This window comes from Embleya sp. NPDC025285 (genome assembly GCF_055558835.1).
In genome coordinates this window covers 86160-106712 of sequence record NZ_JBVHLU010000008.1, presented here as the reverse complement: position 1 = coordinate 106712, position 20553 = coordinate 86160, and the positions used below count along the sequence as shown (strand labels likewise).

Below are 20553 nucleotides of genomic sequence, written 5' to 3'. Positions count from 1 at the left end.
CGGCCGAGACCCGTGCGCGGCAGGTCCTACGCTGCTGTCATGAACGCGCACGAGATGGAGACCCTCGCGCTGTGGCGGGCCGCGTCGCCCGGCGCGGTGCTGCTGGACGGGTTCCACGCCGTCAAGCACGCACTGCGATTCGGCGCCGAGATCCGTGTCGTGCTGACCACCGACCGGGCGGCGGTGCGCGCCCTCGCCGACGAACTCGCGGCCGACGTGGGCGGCTATATAGAGGAGACGGCGCGTGAGGTGTCCGTGCCGTTCCTGCGCGAGTTGATCCCGCGCGGCGGCCCCACCGGGGTGGTCGCGCTCGCCCGCCGCCCCGAGGCCGGCCCCTCCGGCGAACCCGCGCGCACCGCGCCGATCGTGCTCCTGGAGAACCCGCGCAACCTCGGCAACGTCGGCGCGGTCGTCCGGCTCGCCGCCGGATTCGGCGTCGCCGCCGTGCTGACCACCGGCGACCTGGACCCGTGGCACCCGAACGTGGTCCGCGGCAGCGCCGGACTGCACTTCGCGACCGGCGTCGCCCGGGTGGACTCGGACGCGTTGCCCACCGGCCCCCTGTTCGTGCTCGACCCCGAGGGCGTCGACCTGCGCGCGACCGAGATCCCGGACGACGCGATCCTGGCCTTCGGCACCGAGCGGCACGGCGTCTCGGCGGCGCTGCGCGGGCGCGCCGACCGGCGCGTGGCCATCCCGATGCGACCGAGGGTCTCCAGCTACAACCTCGCCACCAGCGTCGGGATGACCCTCTTCCGCTGGTCCGAGACCTCCGCGAACGCGCCCACGTGAGCGGCTACGACGCGGTGGTCCTGGCCGGCGGCGCGGCCCGCCGGCTGGCCGGCGCCGACAAGCCGGGCCTGCTCGTGGCCGGCGTCTCGCTGCTCGACCGGGTGCTGGCCGCCGCGGCCGGAGCCGAGCGGACCGTTGTCGCCGGTCCGCGCCGGAACACCCGGCGCGAGGTGGTGTGGGTGCGCGAGGACCCGCCCGGCGGCGGACCGGTGGCCGCGCTGGCCGCCGCGCTGCCGCTGGTTCGCGCCGAGACGGTCGTGCTGCTCGCGGCCGATCTGCCGTTCGTGCCCACCGCGTTGATCGACCGCTTGGTCGCCGCCCTGGAGCCGGCGGTGGATCGAGGCGACGGGTACGCCGGCGCGGTGGCGGTGGACGCCGACGGGCGCGATCAGATCCTGCTCGCCGCCTACCGCACCGCGGCCCTGCGGGCGGGCGTCGCGGCCCTGCCCGAACCGGCCGGGGCGCCGCTGCGCCGGGTGGTCGAGCCGCTCGCGCTGCACCGGATCCGGGCCGATCCCGACGCCGTCTTCGACTGCGACACCTGGGCGGATGTGCGCGGCGCGCGAGCCCGGTCGGGGAGGATGGACACAGCCCCGAAGAGGAGAGACATGACTGGCTTGGAAGAGTGGACGGAAGCGGTCAAACAGGAGCTGGGCATCGAACTGGACGTGGACATCGCGGCGCTGCTGGACATGACCCGGGTGGCGGCGCACAACGTACAGCGACCGGCCGCGCCGCTCACCTCCTTCCTGGTCGGCTACGCGGCGGCCAGTCGCGGCGGCGGCGCGGCCGCCGTGGCCGAGGCGCTGCGGCAGGCCCGAGAGCTCGCCGAACGCGCCGGCGCGGAGCCGGGCGCCTGATGACCCTTCGGGAGGACCGGGCCACCATGCCGCGCTCCGAGTCGCACCCGCCGCAGGCACTGGGCTGGCCCGAGGCCCGGGCCACGGCCCGCGCGGCCGGCCGACCGCTGCCCGTGGTCTCGCGCACCCTGCACCACGCGCGCGACCACGTGCTGGCCCGGCCCATCGTCGCGCTCACCGACCTGCCCTCCTTCGACACCTCGGCGATGGACGGATGGGCGGTCGCCGGACCCGGGCCGTGGCGGGTGCGCGGCCGGTTGCTCGCGGGCGAGGCCGGCGAGGGCATCGGCGTGATGCGCGACGGCGACGCGGTGGAGATCGCCACCGGAGCGCGGGTGCCGCGCGGGGCCACCGCCGTGCTGCGCAGCGAACAGAGCCGGGTCGAGGGCCGCACGCTGTTCGGCGACGTGCACATCCAGCAGGGCACCGACATCCGCGCGTGCGGCCAGGAGTGCCGCCGCGGCGACGAGTTGTTGCCGGCCGGCACCACGGTCACGCCGGGGGTCACCGGGCTGGCCGCCGCCTCCGGCTACGACGAACTGGTGGTGGTCGACCGGCCTCGGGTGGAACTCCTGGTGCTGGGCGACGAGTTGCTCGACTCCGGGCTGCCCAGGGAAGGCCGGATCCGGGATGCGCTCGGCCCGTTGATCACGCCGTGGCTGCGCACCCTCGGCGCCGACCTGCTGCGAGTGCGCCGAGTGGGAGACAGCCTGGACACGCTGCGCGGGCACGTGAGCGCGTCCCGCGCCGACGTGGTGATCACCACGGGCGGCACCGCCGACGGCCCGCGTGATCATGTGCACCCGCTGCTCGCCGACCTGGAGGCGGACGTGCTCGTGGACGGCGTCGCGGTCCGCCCGGGTCATCCGATGTTGCTCGCGCACCTGCCCGGCGAGCGTCCCGGCGCCGGGCGTTACCTGGTCGGCCTGCCCGGCAACCCGCTGGCCGCGGTGGCCGGCATGCTCACCCTCGCGGTACCGCTGCTGCGCCGGCTCTCCGGCCGCCCGGAGCCGCGCCCGCGCCGGATCCGGGTCGGCGCCGACATCGCCGGCCACCCGAGGGACACCCGGCTGGTGCCGATGCGCGCGGATCGGCCGCTGGCCTTCTCCGGCCCGGCGATGCTGCGCGGGCTCGCGGTCGCCGACGGCATCGCGGTGGTGCCGCCGGGCGGCGTGCGCGCGGGCGATCGGGTAGAGGTGCTCGGGGCGCCGCGATGAAGACCGTGCGCTTCCCCGACGACCGACCGGCCGATCGGCGCGGGCCGCGCGGTGCGCTGGCCCGGCCGCTGCCGGCACTGAAGAAACGTACCGACGGACCGGCGGGCCTGGCCGGTCAGGCGGGCGCGACCGTGCACATCCCCAAGGACCGTCCCGGTCCGCTCATGCAGGTGTTGCGCCGGTTCGGGATGGCGCTGCTGGTTCTGGCGGTCACCATCCTGGTCGTCTATCTCGACCGGGACGGCTACCGCGACACCGTGGACGAGCACGTCTCGCTGCTCGACGCGGTCTACTACGCGACGGTCACCCTGTCCACGACCGGCTACGGCGACATCACCCCCGCGAGCGACGGCGCCCGCCTGGTGAACGTCGTCGTGATCACCCCGCTGCGGGTGATCTTCCTGATCATCCTGGTCGGCACGACCCTCGAGGTGCTCACCGAGCGCACGCGGGAGCAGTTGCGGCTCAACCGTTGGAGGTCCACGTTGCGCGACCACACGATCCTGGTCGGCTACGGCACGACCGGGTACAGCGCGGTGCACACGCTGATGGCGCAGGGGGTCTCGCGCGAGAACATCGTCATCGTCGACTCCGACCCCGAGGCGGTCACCGAGGCGAGCGACGACGACAAGCTCGTGGTGGTGTCCGGCGACGCCACCCGGGCCGAGGTGTTGCGCCGGGCCGAGGTGGAGCGGGCCCGGAACATCATCGTCTCGGTCAACCGGGACGACACCGCCGCCCTGGTCACGCTGACCGCGCGGCAGTTGAATCGGCGGGCCTGGATCGTGGTCGCGGTCCGCGAGGACGAGAACGCGCCGCTGATCCGGCAGAGCGGGGCCGACTCGGTGGTCACCACCGCGAGCGCGGCGGGCCGGCTGCTGGGAGTCTCCATGCTCAGCCCGAACGTCGGCGAGGTGATGGAGGACCTCATGCACTACGGCGAGGGCATGGACCTGATCGAGCGGCCGATCGACAAGCGCGAGGCGGGCAAGTCGCCTGGCGAGTGCGGCGATCTGGTGGTGGCCGTGGTGCGCGGACACCGCACGCTGCGGCACGACGACCCGGAGGCGGCGGTGCTCGGCGCGGGTGACCGACTCGTGGTGATCAAGACGCATAAGCCGCAGCCGAAGACGGGCGACTCATAGGCTGGTGGCCATGTTTGCGATCACGATTGCCGAACCGGGCGGACCCGAGGTACTGAACTGGACCGAGGTCCCGGACGAGAAACCCGAACCCGGCGAGGTGTTGGTGGAGGTGGCCGCGTCGGCGGTCAACCGGGCCGATCTGTTGCAGCGACAGGGCTTCTACCAGCCGCCGGCCGGCGCTTCGGCCTACCCCGGCCTGGAGGCGTCGGGTCGGATCGTCGAGGTGGGCGCGGGCGTGTCCGGCTGGGCGGTCGGTGACCGGGTGTGCGCGCTGTTGGCGGGCGGCGGCTATGCCGAGCGGGTCCGGGTGCCCACCGGCCAACTGCTGCCCGTGCCCGCGGGCATGGACCTGATCACGGCCGCCGCGCTGCCCGAGGTGGTCTGTACCGTCTGGTCGAACGTGTTCATGGTCGCCCACCTGCGCAAGGGCGAGACCTTTCTGGTGCACGGCGGGTCGAGCGGGATCGGCACGATGGCGATCCAGCTGGCCTCGGCCGCGGGCGCGCGGGTGTTCACCACGGCGGGCTCGGCGGTCAAGCTGGAGCGCTGCCGCGAACTCGGCGCCGAGGTCGCGATCAACTACCGGGACGAGGATTTCGTGTCCCGGGTCCGCGAGGCCACCGACGGGGCCGGCGTGGACGTGATCCTGGACAACATGGGCGCGAAGTATCTCGATCGCAACGTGGACGCGCTCGCGGTCAACGGCCGGCTCGTGGTGATCGGCCTCCAGGGCGGCGCCCGTGGCGAGTTGGACCTCAACAAGCTGCTGACCAAGCGGGCCGCGATCGCGGCGACCTCGCTGCGGGCCCGCCCGATGTCGGAGAAGTCCGCGATCGTCGCGGCGGTACGCGAACACGTGTGGCCGCTCCTGGACGCGGGCCGGGTCGAGCCGATCGTCGATCGGGTGCTGCCGGTGGCCGAGGCGGCCGACGCGCACCGGGTGCTCGAGGAGAGCGGACACATCGGCAAGGTCCTGCTGAAGGTGCGTTGACGCGGTCCGGGGCCGCCGGCGCGGCAGACGACGCGCCGGCGCGGTCCGGGCGGCGCGGTCCGGGCGGTGTGGTCCGGGCGGTGTGGTCCGGGCGGTGTGGTCCGGACGAATGAAAATCGGATGACCATTCCATTGCGCCGAATGTCGCTGAATGGGTCTTTTGTCGATTTTCCTTAGTCTGACCGCATGCCTACCCCCGGCGGCTTCGCGCGTCGACTGGCTGCCGGGTGTGTGCTCACGGCGGCCCTCGTCCTATCCGGTGCCTCGGCGCTCCCCGGCGCGTCGGTGCTGCCCGATGCCCCGGCGCTCGCGGGCCCGTCACCCCTGCCCTCGGCCGGCGCGGTCGACGGGTCACGGCCGCCGGCCGACGAGCCGGACCCGGGGGCGTCCCCGCGCGGCCGGCCGCCGGCCGCGCCCGAGTTGCGCCCGGATCCGCCGGTGCACGTGGACGCGCCGGCCGAGCCGACCGGGCCGCCCCGACCCGCGCCGGTCACGGACGCGCCGACGCAGCAGGAGTGGGAACGACTGCTCGACCGGCTGGCCCGACACGGCGCCCGCCCGGTGACCGACGAGTCGGGCCGGGCGGTGCTCGACGTCGAGAACGAACTCGTGCTCACCGGCGGCGCCGCCGGCCTGGACGCGCTGCGGTCCTGGGGGGCGGAGGTCGCCGAGGACGATCGACCCGGGGTGTACGCGGTGCGCTCCGGCGGCCGAATCGTCGCGCGCTACCTGATGGAGTCCGACCCGCACGCCCCGACCGACCCCTCGGCTCCGGTCACCTCTTCGGTCTTCGATGCGCCGCCCACGCTGCCCAAAACCGGTCCATCCGTTGTGAATTTGACTCTGATGGGCCTCGGGGGAGCCGGTATCGTCTGCGCCGGTGGACTGCTCGTCCGGTGTTTCCCGGCACCGCGACGACGCTGACCGGCGGGATGGACGTCGGTCCCGCCGGTCAGACTGGGTGTCTGGCGCATCGCGGATGAAGGGTGCAGGCTCGTCGAGGATGCGAATCGTGATACAGCGGTACCTTCCGGCAACGTCCGACCGGTGGTGGGGGAAGGAGGCGTGATGTGGTCGATCGGCGGGTTTCACCGGCGGATACCGCTGGGCCCGACGATCATCGCGCTGGCCCTGATCACGCTGCTCGTACTCACGAACATCTGCGGCTCCGGCCCCGGCGTGCAGGCCCGACACGATCGGAGCGGGCCCTCGCCCGCCGACATCCCGCCGCAACTGCCCGCCCAGGACCAGAGCATCGAGGCCGGCCCGGCACCGACCGGCGGTGCCACGCCCGCGCCCGACGGTTCGGCGCCCACGAGTGGGCAGCCCGTTCCGGTGCCCACGGTGACCGTGACCGAGACGGTGACGGCACCGCCCGGGAACGCGCCCGGTTCCGGTGGCCGGACCGGGAACACGACGAGCACCCCCGCCCCCGGCGGACAGTCCGGTGGATCCGGCGGCGCCGCCGCGACGACCGGCTCCGGCGGCCGGACACCCACCCCGCCGCCGCCGTTGGGTCAGCGGTTCCGGGTGAGCGACGTACGGCTCAGCGCCGACCGCGCCAACGGTTCCTACGTGCGCTGCAACGGACTCGATCAGGTGACGTTCGTCGGAACGGTGCTCGTGGACGGGGTGGGTCCCGGCGACATCGTCTTCCAGTGGGTGTACGAGAGGGGGCTGCTGCTCCCGCAGGACATCCTGCACTTCACCGGCTCCGGCCCGCGCCAGGCGAGTATCCCGATCACCTGGGCGATCCCGCCGCAACTGTTCGGTGAGGCGAGCGGTGTCCTGCAACTGCTGATCCTCCAGCCGGTCGCGAACGCGCAGACCGAGCGGTACACGTTCAACTTCAACTGCCGGGGCGGCTCCCCCTCCAACGACCGCTGACCCTCGTTCGCCGGTCGAGCCCGGTCGGGCTCGGCTCGGCCGCGGGCGGGTCGTTCGCCTCGTCGTCGGTCGCGACCAAGCCTCCTCCCGCCGGCGGTTTCCCGGGACGCTCCCACCGCGTGCCGGTCTTGCGCTCTTGAGCATACCGGGTATACATACTCGGTATGTCCATCAAGCACGGTCTGCTCGCATTGCTCGATCAGGGCCCTCGATACGGCTATCAGCTCCGGACCGAATTCGAGGCCCGGACCGGATCCACCTGGCCGCTCAACGTCGGTCAGGTCTACACCACGCTCGGCCGCCTGGACCGCGACGAACTCGTCGCACCCGACGGCGAGGACGACGAGGGGCACGTCTTCTACCGGATCACCGACAAGGGTCGGGCCGAACTGCGCGAGTGGTTCGAGGCGCCGGTCTCGCGCACCAGCCCGCCCCGGGACGAACTCGCGATCAAGCTCGCGATGGCGGTCACGGTGCCCGGGATCGACGTCCGGTCGGTGGTCCAGGGACAGCGCGCGCACACGTTGCGGGCGTTGCAGGACTACACCCGGCTCAAGACCCGCGCCGCCGAGGACGACCTCGCGTGGCAACTCGTCCTGGAATCACTGATCTTCCACGCGGAGGCCGAGGTTCGCTGGCTCGACCACTGCGAGGCGCGGCTGGCCCGCCGGGCAGCCGAGCGGGAGCCGGCACCGACTCCCGCGGACGAGCGACCCGCACCCGTCCGCAAGCGCGGGGCGCGTCGATGACCAAGGGCACAGGGGGCACAGTGGAACCGGTACTGGAACTCAGGTCGGTGGGCCGGATCCACGGTCGGGGCGACGTGCGCGTCGAAGCCCTGGCCGAGGTGGATCTGGCCGTCGCGCCGGGCGAGATGCTCGCCGTGATGGGACCGAGCGGGTCGGGCAAGTCGACCCTTTTGATGCTCGCGGGCGGACTGGACCGGCCCACCCACGGCGAGATCCTGGTCGAGGGGCAGGAACTCGGCGGGCTCAACCGGCGCCGGATGGCCGCGCTGCGCAGGCGCAGCGTCGGCTACGTCTTCCAGGACCTCAACCTGGTCCCGGCACTGACGGCCGCGGAGAACGTCGCGCTGCCGCTCGAACTCGACGGCGTGTCGATCCGCCGGGCCCGGCAGGCCGCGCAGGCGGCGCTGACCGAGGTCGGTCTCGAACACTTCGGCGACCGCTTTCCCGACGACATGTCCGGCGGCCAGCAACAACGCGTCGCGATCGCCCGCGCGTTGGTCGGCGAGCGCCGACTGGTGCTGGCCGACGAGCCGACGGGCGCGCTCGACTCGACCACGGGCGAGGCGGTGTTGCGGGTGCTGCGGGCGCGATGCGAGGCCGGTGCGGCAGTGGTCCTGGTGACCCACGAGGCCCGGCACGCCGCGTGGGCGGACCGGATCGTGTTCCTGCGCGACGGTCGGCTCGTGGACGACACCGGTTCCACGGCCGACGCCGAGTCGCTGCTGTCCCGGGGTGGTTCGCGATGAGCGTGGGCTCGTGGCGGGCGACCTTGCGGATCGCCCGTCGGGACGCGCTGCGGGCCAAGGGACGCAGCGCGCTGATCGTCGCGATGATCGCGCTTCCGGTACTGGGGATGAGCGCGGCCGACGTGTCCTGGCGCAGCGTGCAGTTGGACACCGACGAGGTGATCTCGCGCTCGATGGGGCAGGCGGACGCCCTGGTGCGGGATACCGCTTCGGAGCGGCAGGGCGACGGGACCTCGTCGCCCGCGGTCGCGATTCGACAGGATGTCGAAGGCGAGGAGTGGCGTCCGGCCGACCTGGATCGGCCGCCGCCCGGGCAGTCCGTAACACTGCTGCCGACCGGCGGGTTGCCCGATCGGCCGGCTTCCCGGGCGGCGAGTGCGGCGATTCCCGGGGTGACCGAGCGACTGATCGACCGCTTCGGGTACGGGACGGTGTCCACGGAGCACGGTCGGACCGAGGTACAGATCCGCGAGTTCGACTACACCGCGCCGCTCGCCGAAGGCATGGTGTTCCAGCGTCGGGGGCGGGCCCCGCAAGCCCTCGACGAGGTGGTCGTCACCGAGGAGTTGCGTCGTTCGGGCGGATACCGGGTCGGTGGGCGACTGACCGAGAAGTCCACCGGTCGCACGTTTCGCATCGTCGGCACGGTCGATCTGCCGAACCATCTGCGCAAGTCCGTGGTGATCGGCCGGCCGGGCGCGGTGCTCGACGCGATGCGTGCCCTGCCGGGGGCGAGTGGTTCGTTCGCCGAGCAGGTCGACGAGCTGATCCGGGTGCCGGGCGGGGTGTCGTGGGCGAAGGTCAAGGAGGCCAACCGGCAGGGCTTTGTGGTCAAGTCCGCCGTGGTACTCGAGGATCCGCCCGCGAGCGACGAGTTGCAGTACGAGACCCCGCGCCAGTGGGTCGACTCGCGCGCGCTCAGGCTCGGTGGCATCGGCGTGGGCCTGGGCCTGCTGGAGATGATCCTGCTCGCCGGCCCGGCCTTCGCGGTGGGCGCGCGCCGCAAGCGGCGCGAACTCGGGCTCATCGGCGTCGCGGGTGGCAGCCGTCGACACATCGGCGGGGTGGTGCTCGGCGGTGGTGTCGTGCTCGGCGCGGTCGGCGCTGTGCTCGGCACGGCCCTGGGCATGGCGGTCGCGGCCCTGCTGCGGCCGTGGTTCGCCGAGAAGTCCGGCCGGCTGCTGGGCCGCTACGACGTGCGCGCGCTCGAATTGCTCGGCATCGGCGCGGTCGGGGTGGCGGTCGGCGTACTCGCCGCGCTGATCCCGGCCTGGCTCGCGGCCCGTGAGGACATCGCCGCGTCGTTGTCCGGCCGCCGAGGGGTGCGCCGAGGTTCGCGCGTGCTGCCGATCGCCGGGGTCTTCGGTGCCGCGCTCGGCGTCGCCATCGCGCTGTACGGCGCGGACGGCGCGAACGACAAGGTCATCGTCGCGGGTGTGGTGGTGGCCGAACTGGGCCTGGTCGCGTGTTGCCCGGCACTGATCGGAGCGACCGCGAAGCTCGGTCGCTTCCTGCCGCTGAGCCCCCGATTGGCGCTGCGCGACGCGGCCCGCAGCCGCCCGCGCAGCGCGCCGGCGGTGGCGGCGGTGATGGCCGCGGTGGCGGGTTCGGTGGTGATCGCGGTGGTCTGGTCGAGCCAGAACGCGGACGAACGGAACAGGTACCGCCCCAACGCCCAGGAGAACCACGTCCTGATCGGTTTCCCCGGGCGTGTGCCGGGGAGCGGGCCGCCGGGCGAGACGGCGGTGAGCACGCGTGGAGCCGAGGAGATCCGGCGGGCGGTCGAGCGGATCCTGCCCGACGCGAAGGGCGGACCACTGGGCACGCTGGGCGGAACCTGTGTGCAGGAAGGCAGGTGCGTCACCTTCCGGCCGGAGAAGTTGCCCGAGGCCCGCTGCCCGGCCCGCCCCGGCGACGACCGGTGGCGTGACGATCCCAGATGCCGGTACGAGACCCGGGCCCGGAACGGTTTCTTCCAGTCGGTGGTCGGGGACGCGGATCTGCTGCGCAAGCTGACCGGCGCGGACGACCCACGCGCGATCGAGGTGTTGTCCCGCGGCGGGGTGGTCCTGTTCGAGGACGGGTACGTCGGGCCGGACGGCAAGGCGGAGGTCAAGTCACAGGAGGTGTTCTCCGGCCTCGGATCGGTCCACATGCCCTCCCCGGGAGCGGCAGAGTCGGAACGTCCGGGTGTGCGGTTGCCCGCGGTGTCGGTGCAAGCCCCCTTCGGCCTGTCCGGCATGTTCGCCTCGCCGGAGGCGGCGCGCGTGCTCGGGGCCGTCGTCGAACCGGCCGGGTTGGTCTACGACGCCGGGCGCTCGCCCTCGGACGCGCAGAAGCAGCGGCTGGAGGAGCAGGTGGCGAAGGTCTCCGAGCAGGGCTTCGTCTTCGTCGAGCGCGGATTCCAGCCGATGAGCGACGCGCGGATGTTGTTGCTCGCGGTGTTCGCGCTGGTGGTCACGGTCGGCGCGTCCGGGGTGGCCACCGGGCTGGCACTGGCCGACGCGCAGAAGGACCTGGCCACGCTCGGTGCGGTGGGCGCGCCGCCGAGTGTGCGGCGCCGGTTGTCCGCGTTCCAGAGCGGGGTGATCGCGTTCCTGGGGACCGCGTTGGGACTCGCGGCGGGCGTACTCGCGGGGGTGGTCGTACGGCGAGGACAGAAGTCGGCCGTGTGGGACGTGATGCCGGCCGAGGCCAAGAGTCGGCTGCACGCTCCCGAACTGGTGATTCCGTGGTCGCAACTGGGCCTCGCGCTGATCGTGCTGCCGATCCTCGCGGCCCTGCTCGCGGCGCTTTTGACACGATCGCGTGCGGTGGTGCGCGGCAGGACGGCTTAAGCCCTCGGCGCTCCTAGGATGAGATGTATGGACACGCCGAACAGCGAAGCGAATGGTGAGAACCCGCAGGTGGTGATCGTCGGGCCGGATGGCATGGCGCTCGGCGGCGGCCTCGGTGAAGAGGGCGGTGAACTCGCGGTGACCGACATGGTCGAACAACCCGCGAAGGTCATGCGCATCGGCAGCATGATCAAGCAGCTTCTGGAGGAGGTGCGCGCGGCTCCTCTCGACGAGGCGAGCCGGGTGCGACTCAAGGAGATCCACGCCAGCTCGATCAAGGAGCTGGAGAAGGGACTCGCCCCGGAACTGGTCGAGGAGCTGGAGCGGCTCTCGCTCCCGTTCACGCACGACTCGGTACCCAGCGAGTCCGAGCTGCGGATCGCGCAGGCACAGCTGGTGGGCTGGCTGGAGGGTCTGTTCCACGGCATCCAGACCGCGCTGTTCGCGCAGCAGATGGCGGCGCGCGCGCAACTGGAGACGATGCGTCGGGCACTCCCGCCCGGCGTGGTCCCCGGTGGCCAGGGTGAGCCGCCGCACACCCAGTCGGGTCCGTACCTCTAGCGTTTGGGAGGGGCGTACCCCGGAGCGGTGCTCGATGGCGCCGACCCGGTGCGCTCCCGTCGCGTCTCTGACAGGCTGTCGGCGGTGCGACGGGAGCGCTTTTCGGTAGGTCGATTCGTGCCGGGGTCGTGCGCGAGTCGTGCGGCGTGGAGGGCGGCCTGACGGTGACCGTTTCGGGAGACCCGGCTCGGGCGAACGGGCGTGTCTTCGGCGGCGGGCGGTATCGCACCGGGCGCCGGATCGGCGGCGGCGGCATGGCCGTGGTGTACGAGGCCCACGACCTGGTGCTCGATCGGCTCGTCGCGGTCAAACGCCTGCGCAGCGACCTGGCCGAGGACACCGTCGCGCGCTCGCGGTTCGCCCGCGAGGCCGAGCACGCGGCGGCGCTGAACCACCCCACGATCGTCTCGGTGTTCGACACCGGTGCGGACCCGGGCGAGGACGGCGTGCTCGTGCCGTGGATCGTGATGGAGCTGATCGAGGGGCTGACCCTGCGCGATCTGCTGGAGGCACACGGTCCACTGCCGTGGCCGCGTGCCCTCGCGATCACCGCGAAGGTGCTGGACGCGCTGGAGTACAGCCACGACCGCGGCCTGGTGCACCGCGACATCAAGCCGGTCAACGTGATGATCACCCCGGGCGGCGCGGTCAAGGTGATGGACTTCGGCATCGCCCGTGCGCTGTTCGTCACCGACGGCGCGCTCACCGACCCCGGTCGGATCATGGGCACCCCGCAGTACTTCTCACCCGAGCAGGCGTTCGGACATCCCGCGTCCACCCGCAGCGACCTGTACTCGGTGGGATGTCTGCTGCACGAGCTGCTGGTCGGGGTGCCGCCGTTCGACGGCGGTACGGCGGTGCACATCGCCTATCGACACATGCGCGAGGAGCCGACCCCGCCGTCCGTGTACCGGCCCGACGTGCCCGGCGCGGTCGACGACCTGGTCCTGCACGCGCTGCGCAAGGACCCGCACCTGCGCTTCGACACCGCCGGGCGGATGCGCGAGTCGGTGCGTCGGATCCTGCCCGCGGACGTCTGGGACTCGGTCCTGTACGGCGCCGGCGTCCCGGCGCAGTCCGGGCGGCCGCCGGGGACGCCGACGCCGCAGCGGCCCGCCCGTCCGTCCGCCGGCGGTCCGCCGTGGGCGCGGGTGTTGTCCGGGTTCGGACCCCGGGCCCGTTCGGCGGGCGCGCACAGCGCGCCGGGGGCGTACGGCCGCAAGACCGGTGTGGGCGCCGCGTTCGCGGCGACGGTGCTCGGCGTGCTGGCGGTGCTCGCCTCGATCCTGATGTTGCGTTGATCGAGTCGGCCGGATCCCGCGGGTGGGCGGTGCCCAGAGCACACAAGGCATCGGCCGGGGATCCGGAATCCCGTTACCATGGGCAATTCACACGGAGTACCGCTGATCCCGGTATCGTTTCGGGACTTGACGCGAGGATGCGCCACATTTCATCTGCACACCGGCGCGGGCCAACGCCCCGGCGCCACGTGAGGGGACTGTCGAGGATGAGCTCCGAGTCCCCGGCCGCAACCCTGACGCCCGAATCGGCGTGCCTTTGTGGCCGGCCGATCGTTGGAACCGTCGTGCTCCCCCGCTCCCGTGGTGCTTTCCGCTCTCCCCTGCTCGCGGCGCACGCCATCGCCACAGTTCGGCGGCCCCGGACGGGCCGCCCCGACGCGCAGGGCGAGGAGCGATGACCGCGCCGACGGGACCGGACGAACGTGAGACGTCCGGCACACAGGTGAAGACGGTCGGGTCCGGCCGCTACGAACTCGGTCGCCAACTCGGCCGAGGCGGCATGGCCGAGGTGTTGATGGCCCACGACGTGCGGCTCGGTCGCACCGTCGCGGTCAAGACGCTGCGCCCGGACCTCGCGCAGGATCCGGTCGCGCGCTCGCGGTTCGGCCGCGAGGCGCAGAACGCGGCGTCGCTCAACCACCCCGCGATCGTGTCGGTCTACGACACGGGCGAGGACCAGGTCGGCGACGAACTGGTTCCGTTCATCGTGATGGAGTGCGTCGAGGGCCGCACGGTCCGGGAACTGCTCGGCGAGGGCAACCCCATACCGCTGGAGCAGGCGCTCCGGGTCACGGAGGGGATCCTGGAGGCCCTCGAGTACAGCCACCGGAACGGCATCATCCACCGCGACATCAAGCCCGCGAACGTGATCATCACCAACTCGGGCGCGGTCAAGGTGATGGACTTCGGGATCGCCCGCGCGATGCACAGCGCGGCGACCACGATGACCCAGACCGGCATGGTCATGGGCACGCCGCAGTACCTGTCGCCGGAGCAGGCCCTGGGCCGCACCGTCGACGCGCGCAGCGACCTGTACTCCAGTGGCTGCCTGCTCTACGAACTGCTCGCGCTGCGTCCGCCGTTCAACGGTGACACGCCGCTGTCGGTGGTGTACCAGCACGTCCAGGACGAGCCGCGTCCGCCGTCGATGATGGACCCCCGGGTGCCTCCGCACCTGGACGCGATCGCGTTGAAGGCGCTGGCGAAGAACCCCGACGACCGGTATCAGACGGCCGACGAGATGCGGATGGACATCCGTCGCGCGCTCGCCGGTCAGCAGGTCTCGGTCGCCGTTCCGCCGCGGGTGCCCACCCAGCAGAACCGGCCCGAGTTCGGTTCGTGGAGCCAGGTCGCCGCGGGTTCCGCGGCAGCGGGGCACACCGGCTCCACCGACGCGACGGCGGCGATGCCACCGCTGCCGGGGCAGTCGGGCACCGGGTCGCAGCAGCGTCCGCCGGCCAACGACGGCGGCACCGGGCCACTGCCGATCCTGCCGCAGGAGCCGGCGCACAAGCGCAGGCTGCCGCTCTATCTGGTGGCCGCGCTCGCGGTGATCCTGGTGCTGGTCGGTGCGGTGCTCCTGGTCAAGGGCCTGCCCGGGGACGGGGACAGCCCCTCGGATGACGATCCGGTCGGACCCGCCGTGTCGGTGACCAACGACAGTGGCGCGCAACCGGGGAACAACAACAACCAGCCCAGCCCCGACGCGAACACCAAGGGCACGTCGGGCGCGACCCCGTCCAACCCGACGCAGACGTGGCGGCAGACGACGCCGCCGTCCAACACGCGCGATCCGGGCGGGACGACCTCGGGACAGTCGCACTCGCCGTCCTCGACCCCGTCGAACAAGCCGTCCGAGACGAGCCGGCCGAGCACGTCGGCCACCGTGCCGCAGGGTTCGACCAAGGGCGGCGGCGAGACGAAGCCGCCGGACTCCGGCGGCGCCGCCGCCGGGGGCAATCCGGCGGGCGGCAGCGGTACGACCCCCTGAGTCGTACGCCCCCGAGTCGCACAACCCCTGGGTCGCACGACCTCCGGGTCGCACGACCTGCGGGCCTGAGACCTCAGGGCCGAAGACGCGAAACCCGCGCGAGCCACGATCGGTGGCGCGCGCGGGTTTTCTCGTGCGGGGCCGGTTCGTCAGCCCAGGAACGCCTTGAGGACCTCGTCGTAGGCCATCGTCCACCACACGATCAGCGCGGCGGACGCGGGGAAGAGCGGGGCACAGCGCGGGTCGTGCTCGAGGTAGTGCCGGGTGAGCATCCAGAAGTCGTTCAGTCGCTCCCACCACAGCCGGTGCACGGCGGCGGCGAGCTGGGTGGGCCCCGGATCGAACACCGCGCGATAGCCGTCCACGAAACCGCGTACCCGAGCGAGGTCGAGCGTGCCGGAGATCGGATCGGTGAAGAAGATCAGCGCGGCCCGGACCAGTTCCTCGGTGTCGGGCAGCGCCGCGAGCCGGTCCCAGTCGATGATCGCGACCGGCTCGCCGGCGCGGTACAGCAGGTTCAGCGGATGGAAGTCGCCGTGTACGTAGCCGGTTCCCGGCGCCTCGTGGTCTCGTGGTCTGCGGTGCGCGTACCGCAGGAGCATCGCGCGGCGCTCGATCAGGCGCAGCTCGGCGAGCCGGTCGAAGGCGTTCGGGCCGGGCCGGGCGCGGATCCGGGTGAGCAGCCGCTCGACGGTGGCCAGTGATTCGTGCGGGTCGGCCGTGGGCACCAGCAGCGGCTGCTGGATCGGCGGCAACAACTTCGGCAGCGTCACGTGCACGCCGCCGAGCAGCGCGCCCACCCGCGCGCAGCCCCGGGCGTCGAGTTCCGTGCCGCGTCGGTGCTCGCCGTCCACCCAGGGGTACAGCGCGAACCAGCGTCCGCGCGAGGTGAGTGCGGTGCGCCCGTGCCGGTCGGCCACCGGCGGGATCGCGGGTATCCCGCACGCGGCGAGCCGCTGGGTGGTGTGGTGCTGGAAGCGGATGGTGTCGGGTCGTTGGTTCAGATAATGCTTGAGAAACCAGCGTCCCCTGGTGGTGACGACCTCGTAGCCTCGGTTGAGCAGGCCCTCGGCGATGGGTCGGAACGAGAGTGCCTTGCCGACCCGGTAGCGATCGATCGTCACAGCCAGTGGGGACCCTGGCCGGGAGGGGATGTACACGGGCGTCAATCTATGTCACGGAAAGCAATCATATTGCTACTCTGTGCAACCTTCACGCGTAAGCGTGTCTTTGCTGTCACGCGTTCGAGGAGGCGGTTGGTGCGTACACCGATACCGGGCGATGCGCGATCGGCTCAGCCGAACAACTTCTCCAGCACCTGGGCGACGCCGTCGTCCTGATTGCTCCCGGTATGCCGGATCACCGCCGCGAGCACGTCGGGGTGCGCGTTTGCCACCGCGTACGCCTGTCCGGCCCAGGCCAGCAGCGGCAGATCGTTGGGCATGTCGCCGAACGCCACCACGTCCTCGGTACGGATCCCGCGCTGCGCGCAGAACCAGGCCAGCGTGCTGGCCTTGCTGATCCCCAGCGCGCTGATCTCGACCAGGGCGATCGAGGAGGAGTGGGTGAACTCCGCGTACGCGCCGGCCCGGTCGCGGGCGAGCGCGAGGAACACGTCGGGATCCAGGCTGTGGTGCCGGGCGAGCAGCTTGAGCACCGGCCCGGTGAGCAACTCCTCGACCGGACCGACCGCGTGCACGATCGACACGTCGCGCTCCAGCGCGGGGTAGTCGGGCTCGTGCATGAAGCCGGTCTCGGTCTCGACCGCGAAGGACACGTCCGGTACCGCCTCGCGGAGCAGCCGGGTCACCTTGCGCGCGGCGGTCACGTCCATCGTGTGGGTGCCCACCACACGTTCGGCCCGCAGGTCGTAGACCACCGCGCCGTTGCCGCAGATGGCCAGGCCGCGATGGCCGGTGACCTCGGCGACGCGGCTCATCCAGCGCGGCGGCCGGCCGGTCACGAAGACCACCTCGGCGCCGGCGGACTCGACGAGTTCGAGCGCGGCGAGGGTGCGTTCGGAGATGGATCCGTCGTCGCGCACGATGGTGCCGTCGAGGTCGGTGGCCACTAGGCGTGGGCGATTCGTGATCGTCACGGGTACATCCTCGCTCAGAAACGATTCACCCGGTCCGGGGGGCCGGGCCGACCGACCCGTCGGCACGGATCGGCTCAGTCGAGTTGGGCCAGGCCCTCGGTCGCGATGCGTTCGAAGACCGTCGGGTCCGCCTCGAAGACGGAGTCCGGCACCGGCCAGTGCAGCACCAGTTCGGTGATGCCCACCTCCCGGTAGCGGCCCGCGTAGTCGACGAACGCGTCCACCGAGTCCAGCGGTCGCTCCAGCGTCGAGCCCTGGAGCAGGACCTTCTCCAGCTCGTCGGGCTTGCGGCCCTCCTCCGCGCAGATGTCGGACAGCCGCGCCAACTGTCTGGCGATCACGGCGGGGCAGTCCTGTGCCGGGACGGCCTTGGGGTCGCGGGGGTCGCCGTAGCTGATCCAGCCCTCGCCGTGCCGCGCGGTCAGCCGCATGCCCCGGGGGCCGGTCGCCGCGATGTACATCGGCAGCCGCGGGCTCCGCCGGCCGGCCGGGATCATCCGGACGTCGTGGGCGGTGTAGTACGCGCCCTGCTCGGTCACCGCCGGCTCGGTGAGCAACCGGTCCAGCAGCGGAACGAACTCGGCGAAGCGGTCGGCGCGCTCGCGCGGGGTCCACTCCCGTTGTCCCAGGGCGGTCGCGTCGAACCCGGAGCCGCCCGCGCCGATGCCCGCGATCAGCCGACCGTCGGAGATGTCGTCGATCGCCGCGAGGTCCTTCGCGAGCGTGACCGGGTGCCGGAAGTTGGGCGACGTGACCATCGTGCCCAGACGCAGCCGCTCGGTGGCCGTCGCGGCGGCGGTGAGTGTGGGCACCGCGCCGAACCAGGGCTGCTCGCGGAAGCTGCGCCAGGACAGGTGGTCGTAGGTGTACGCGGCGTGGAAGCCGAGGTCTTCGGCGCGACGCCAGACCTTTTGGCCCTCGGTCCAGCGGTGGATCGGGAGGATCACAGTGCTCAAACGCATCCGTCGACCATACGTGCCCGACCGAGCGGGACCGGCGGACGGGCCGGCCGGCCCGTCGGCTACGGGACGTAGGCACCCGCGCGGGCCGCGGCCGCGGCGGCCGTCGCGGCGCGCTCCGCGCTTGCCTCGTCCAACGGGTCGCCACTGGCCAGCAGCCGGTAGTACAGCGGCCCCGATACCGCGCGGATCACCTCGTGCGGGTCGGTGCCCGGCGGCGCCTCGCCGCGCTCGATCGCGGCCTCGACGCAGGGCGCCCACTCCTTGATCCGGGTCGCGTAGAACGCGTGCAGCGCCTCCGAGGTCCGCGCGTCGCAGGTCGCCGCGGCGATCACCGCCTTGAACAGCGCCCCCTGCCGCTCGTCGGTGAGCGTGCGGCGGACCAGGTGCGCGTTGGCCCGCAGGTCGCCGAGCAGCGACCCGGTATCGGCGCGCGACACCGAGCTCTCGGCCATGTCCACCAGCAGGTCCGCGACCAGGCCCGTGGTGTTGCCCCAGCGCCGGTACACGGTGGTCTTGCCGACCTCGGCGCGCTGTGCGACATCGGCCAGGTCGAGACCGGCGAAGCCGCGCTCGGCGAGCAGATCCCCGGCCGCGCGCAGCACGGCCTCGCGGACCCGGGCGGTGCGTCCGCCGGGTCGGACCGTGCCCGGATCGGCCGGTGCGTCGGTCGGTGCGGTCGGTGCGGCCGGTGCGTCGGCCGGTTCCGCAGAGCGGTCGGCGGAGCCGGGAGGGGGATCGCCGGCGAGACCATCCGAAGTCATAACGGGACTCCTGTTCCATTAAGTCGATCCAGCGTGCTACCTTCGGGACATCTTAACGGGAAAGCAGACCCGTTAGAGCATCTCGGGAGACGCACATGTCCACGCTCGACCACCGCGCGAGGCCCGTCGAGGCCGCGCCCGCCGCACCGCCCGCCGCACCGCCAGCCACATCGGCCGACGCATCGCCGGACGCCCCGCCCGAATCGCGCGGCGACCGGATGACCGGACAGCAGAAGCTGATCCTCACCCTTCTCCTCGGCGCCCAGTTCATGATCGCGGTGGACTTCTCGATTCTGAACGTCGCGCTGCCCGTGGTCGGCGAGGGCCTCGGCTTCTCGCTGAACAACCTCCAATGGGTGGCCACCGCGTTCGCGCTGACCGCCGCCGGATTCACCCTGCTCTTCGGCCGCGTCGCGGACCTGTTCGGCCGCAAGCGACTGTTCCTGGGCGGCATGGCCCTCCTGGGCGCCTCCTCGGCGCTCGGCGGCTTCGCCACCTCGCCCGAGATGTTGCTCACCGCGCGGGTACTCCAGGGCCTGGCCACCGCCGCGGTGACGCCGGCCGGCCTGTCGCTTTTGACCACCGCGTTCAAGGAGGGACCGCTGCGGGATCGGGCGCTGGGCCTGAACGGCGCGCTGATGTCGGCGGGCTTCACCGCCGGAGCGGTCCTGGGCGGCCTGCTCACCGACATGCTGTCCTGGCGCTGGGCCTTCTTCGTCAACGTCCCCGTCGCCGCGCTGGTGCTGATCCTCGCGCCGTCCGTGATCACCGACTCGAGGCCGACCCACCGGCCCAAGCTGGACGTCCCCGGCGCGATCGCGGTCACCGGCGGTCTGCTGGCACTCGTCTTCGGGCTCACCCAGGCCGGCGCCGAGGGCTGGGGCGAGCCCACCACCCTCGGGGCACTGATCGCCGGTGCCGGACTCCTGGTCGCCTTCTGGTTCATCGAGCGAGGCTCCGCCTCACCGCTGGTCCCGGTCGGCATCATGAAGCGCCGCAGCGTGCTGTGGGGCAACATCACCGGCCTGATCGCGTTCGTCACCGAGACCTCGCTGGTCTTCCTGCTCACGCTCTACCTCCAGGAGGTCCTGGACTACTCGCCGCTGGCCACCGGGCTCGCGTTCGGCGTGCTGGGCATCGGCACGGTCATCGGCGGCACGCTCGGCGGCCGGGCGGTGGGCCGGTTCGGCACCCGCGCCACGATCGTCGGCGGCGGCGTCGTCCAGGCCCTGGCCACGCTGTCGCTGGTCGCCCTCGGCAGCTCCGGCGGGTGGATCTGGCTGCTGCTCGCGGCGACCTTCGTCGGCGGCATCGGCAACATGCTGATGATCGTGGGCTTCATGGTCACCGCGACCTCGGGCCTGCCGGACGCCGAGCAGGGCCTGGCCACCGGTCTGGCCACGATGACCCAGCAGGTCGGCATCACGATGGGCATCCCGATCATGAGCGCGATCGCCACCGCGCGAATGAGCTCGCTCGGCAACACCGGACCCGACGCGGTCCTGTCCGGGGTCGCCGTCGCGATCCTGATCGACTCGGCCCTGGTCCTGCTCGGGGCGCTGCTCGCGGGGCTGTTCCTGGCGCCGCGTCGGGCTCGGCGGACGACGGTCTGAGTGCCGACCGGCGGCTCGGCGGGCACCAACCTGGCCGCGCGGG

The 20553-nt window shown here is 72.4% G+C and carries 18 protein-coding genes; 14 read left to right on the top strand and 4 right to left on the bottom strand.

All coding sequences use genetic code 11. The annotated features are described in order from the left end of the window. Positions 1-39: 39 nt before the first annotated feature. The 13 genes from ACZ4FV_RS07540 (at position 40) to ACZ4FV_RS07480 (ending at position 15076) form a co-directional block, all read left to right on the top strand. Positions 40-792, top strand: coding sequence for a TrmH family RNA methyltransferase (locus tag ACZ4FV_RS07540; protein ID WP_395867684.1), 753 nt, complete (start codon positions 40-42; stop codon positions 790-792). Then, positions 789-1652, top strand: coding sequence for a DUF6457 domain-containing protein (locus ACZ4FV_RS07535; RefSeq protein WP_395867682.1), 864 nt, complete (start codon positions 789-791; stop codon positions 1650-1652). The genes ACZ4FV_RS07540 and ACZ4FV_RS07535 overlap by 4 nt, the downstream gene beginning before the upstream one ends. Further along, positions 1652-2869: a molybdopterin molybdotransferase MoeA gene (locus tag ACZ4FV_RS07530; RefSeq protein WP_402234759.1), complete on the top strand. Its 1218-nt coding sequence runs from the start codon at positions 1652-1654 to the stop codon at positions 2867-2869. The genes ACZ4FV_RS07535 and ACZ4FV_RS07530 overlap by 1 nt, the downstream gene beginning before the upstream one ends. Then, on the top strand, positions 2866-4014 hold the full coding sequence (locus tag ACZ4FV_RS07525) for a potassium channel family protein (protein ID WP_395867677.1): 1149 nt from the start codon (positions 2866-2868) through the stop codon (positions 4012-4014). The genes ACZ4FV_RS07530 and ACZ4FV_RS07525 overlap by 4 nt, the downstream gene beginning before the upstream one ends. Before the next feature lie 10 nt (positions 4015-4024). Then, entirely contained in the window at positions 4025-5005 is a 981-nt protein-coding gene (locus ACZ4FV_RS07520; protein ID WP_395867675.1) for an NAD(P)H-quinone oxidoreductase, read from the top strand. A gap of 186 nt (positions 5006-5191) precedes the next feature. Beyond that, positions 5192-5929, top strand: coding sequence for a hypothetical protein (locus ACZ4FV_RS07515; RefSeq protein ID WP_395867673.1), 738 nt, complete (start codon positions 5192-5194; stop codon positions 5927-5929). A 144-nt stretch (positions 5930-6073) separates the two neighbouring features. After that, positions 6074-6892, top strand: coding sequence for a hypothetical protein (locus ACZ4FV_RS07510; RefSeq protein ID WP_395867671.1), 819 nt, complete (start codon positions 6074-6076; stop codon positions 6890-6892). A 164-nt stretch (positions 6893-7056) separates the two neighbouring features. Beyond that, positions 7057-7641, top strand: a complete 585-nt coding sequence (locus tag ACZ4FV_RS07505) for a PadR family transcriptional regulator (RefSeq protein WP_395867669.1) — start codon at positions 7057-7059, stop codon at positions 7639-7641. Further along, on the top strand, positions 7638-8387 hold the full coding sequence (locus ACZ4FV_RS07500) for an ABC transporter ATP-binding protein (protein ID WP_395867667.1): 750 nt from the start codon (positions 7638-7640) through the stop codon (positions 8385-8387). The genes ACZ4FV_RS07505 and ACZ4FV_RS07500 overlap by 4 nt, the downstream gene beginning before the upstream one ends. Continuing rightward, complete coding sequence (locus ACZ4FV_RS07495; RefSeq protein ID WP_465322124.1) at positions 8384-11224, top strand: FtsX-like permease family protein; 2841 nt, start codon at positions 8384-8386, stop codon at positions 11222-11224. The genes ACZ4FV_RS07500 and ACZ4FV_RS07495 overlap by 4 nt, the downstream gene beginning before the upstream one ends. Before the next feature lie 27 nt (positions 11225-11251). Beyond that, the gene (locus ACZ4FV_RS07490) at positions 11252-11785 is read left to right on the top strand and encodes a bacterial proteasome activator family protein (protein ID WP_395867663.1); all 534 of its coding nucleotides are present in this window, start codon (positions 11252-11254) and stop codon (positions 11783-11785) included. A 164-nt stretch (positions 11786-11949) separates the two neighbouring features. Continuing rightward, positions 11950-13086, top strand: coding sequence for a protein kinase domain-containing protein (locus ACZ4FV_RS07485; protein ID WP_465322122.1), 1137 nt, complete (start codon positions 11950-11952; stop codon positions 13084-13086). A gap of 394 nt (positions 13087-13480) precedes the next feature. Then, entirely contained in the window at positions 13481-15076 is a 1596-nt protein-coding gene (locus ACZ4FV_RS07480) for a protein kinase domain-containing protein (protein WP_395867659.1), read from the top strand. Positions 15077-15225: 149 nt separating this feature from the next. On the opposite strand, the gene ACZ4FV_RS07475 is transcribed toward ACZ4FV_RS07480, so the two are convergent. The 4 genes from ACZ4FV_RS07475 to ACZ4FV_RS07460 all read right to left on the bottom strand — a co-directional run bounded on the left by ACZ4FV_RS07475 (position 15226) and on the right by ACZ4FV_RS07460 (position 18897). Continuing rightward, positions 15226-16200, bottom strand: coding sequence for a phosphotransferase (locus tag ACZ4FV_RS07475; protein WP_402234746.1), 975 nt, complete (start codon positions 16198-16200; stop codon positions 15226-15228). Positions 16201-16370: 170 nt separating this feature from the next. Continuing rightward, positions 16371-17174 (bottom strand): HAD family hydrolase, encoded by an 804-nt coding sequence (locus ACZ4FV_RS07470; protein WP_395867655.1) that lies wholly within the window; start codon positions 17172-17174, stop codon positions 16371-16373. 74 nt (positions 17175-17248) lie between these two features. Beyond that, positions 17249-18136 (bottom strand): LLM class flavin-dependent oxidoreductase, encoded by an 888-nt coding sequence (locus tag ACZ4FV_RS07465; RefSeq protein ID WP_465322120.1) that lies wholly within the window; start codon positions 18134-18136, stop codon positions 17249-17251. A 59-nt stretch (positions 18137-18195) separates the two neighbouring features. After that, on the bottom strand, positions 18196-18897 hold the full coding sequence (locus ACZ4FV_RS07460) for a TetR/AcrR family transcriptional regulator (RefSeq protein ID WP_402234743.1): 702 nt from the start codon (positions 18895-18897) through the stop codon (positions 18196-18198). A 95-nt stretch (positions 18898-18992) separates the two neighbouring features. Here ACZ4FV_RS07460 and ACZ4FV_RS07455 point away from each other — a divergent pair, with 95 nt between their 5' ends. Then, on the top strand, positions 18993-20510 hold the full coding sequence (locus ACZ4FV_RS07455; RefSeq protein ID WP_465322118.1) for an MFS transporter: 1518 nt from the start codon (positions 18993-18995) through the stop codon (positions 20508-20510). The last annotated feature ends 43 nt before the right edge of the window (positions 20511-20553 follow it).

Coding starts and splice junctions, on each gene's coding strand:
- ACZ4FV_RS07540 (WP_395867684.1), top strand. CDS start 40: ATGAACGCGCACGAGATGGAGACCCTCGCGCTGTGGCGGGCCGCGTCG.
- ACZ4FV_RS07530 (WP_402234759.1), top strand. CDS start 1,652: ATGACCCTTCGGGAGGACCGGGCCACCATGCCGCGCTCCGAGTCGCAC.
- ACZ4FV_RS07525 (WP_395867677.1), top strand. CDS start 2,866: ATGAAGACCGTGCGCTTCCCCGACGACCGACCGGCCGATCGGCGCGGG.
- ACZ4FV_RS07520 (WP_395867675.1), top strand. CDS start 4,025: ATGTTTGCGATCACGATTGCCGAACCGGGCGGACCCGAGGTACTGAAC.
- ACZ4FV_RS07515 (WP_395867673.1), top strand. CDS start 5,192: ATGCCTACCCCCGGCGGCTTCGCGCGTCGACTGGCTGCCGGGTGTGTG.
- ACZ4FV_RS07510 (WP_395867671.1), top strand. CDS start 6,074: ATGTGGTCGATCGGCGGGTTTCACCGGCGGATACCGCTGGGCCCGACG.
- ACZ4FV_RS07505 (WP_395867669.1), top strand. CDS start 7,057: ATGTCCATCAAGCACGGTCTGCTCGCATTGCTCGATCAGGGCCCTCGA.
- ACZ4FV_RS07500 (WP_395867667.1), top strand. CDS start 7,638: ATGACCAAGGGCACAGGGGGCACAGTGGAACCGGTACTGGAACTCAGG.
- ACZ4FV_RS07495 (WP_465322124.1), top strand. CDS start 8,384: ATGAGCGTGGGCTCGTGGCGGGCGACCTTGCGGATCGCCCGTCGGGAC.
- ACZ4FV_RS07490 (WP_395867663.1), top strand. CDS start 11,252: ATGGACACGCCGAACAGCGAAGCGAATGGTGAGAACCCGCAGGTGGTG.
- ACZ4FV_RS07480 (WP_395867659.1), top strand. CDS start 13,481: ATGACCGCGCCGACGGGACCGGACGAACGTGAGACGTCCGGCACACAG.
- ACZ4FV_RS07465 (WP_465322120.1), bottom strand. CDS start 18,136: ATGCGTTTGAGCACTGTGATCCTCCCGATCCACCGCTGGACCGAGGGC.
- ACZ4FV_RS07460 (WP_402234743.1), bottom strand. CDS start 18,897: ATGACTTCGGATGGTCTCGCCGGCGATCCCCCTCCCGGCTCCGCCGAC.
- ACZ4FV_RS07455 (WP_465322118.1), top strand. CDS start 18,993: ATGTCCACGCTCGACCACCGCGCGAGGCCCGTCGAGGCCGCGCCCGCC.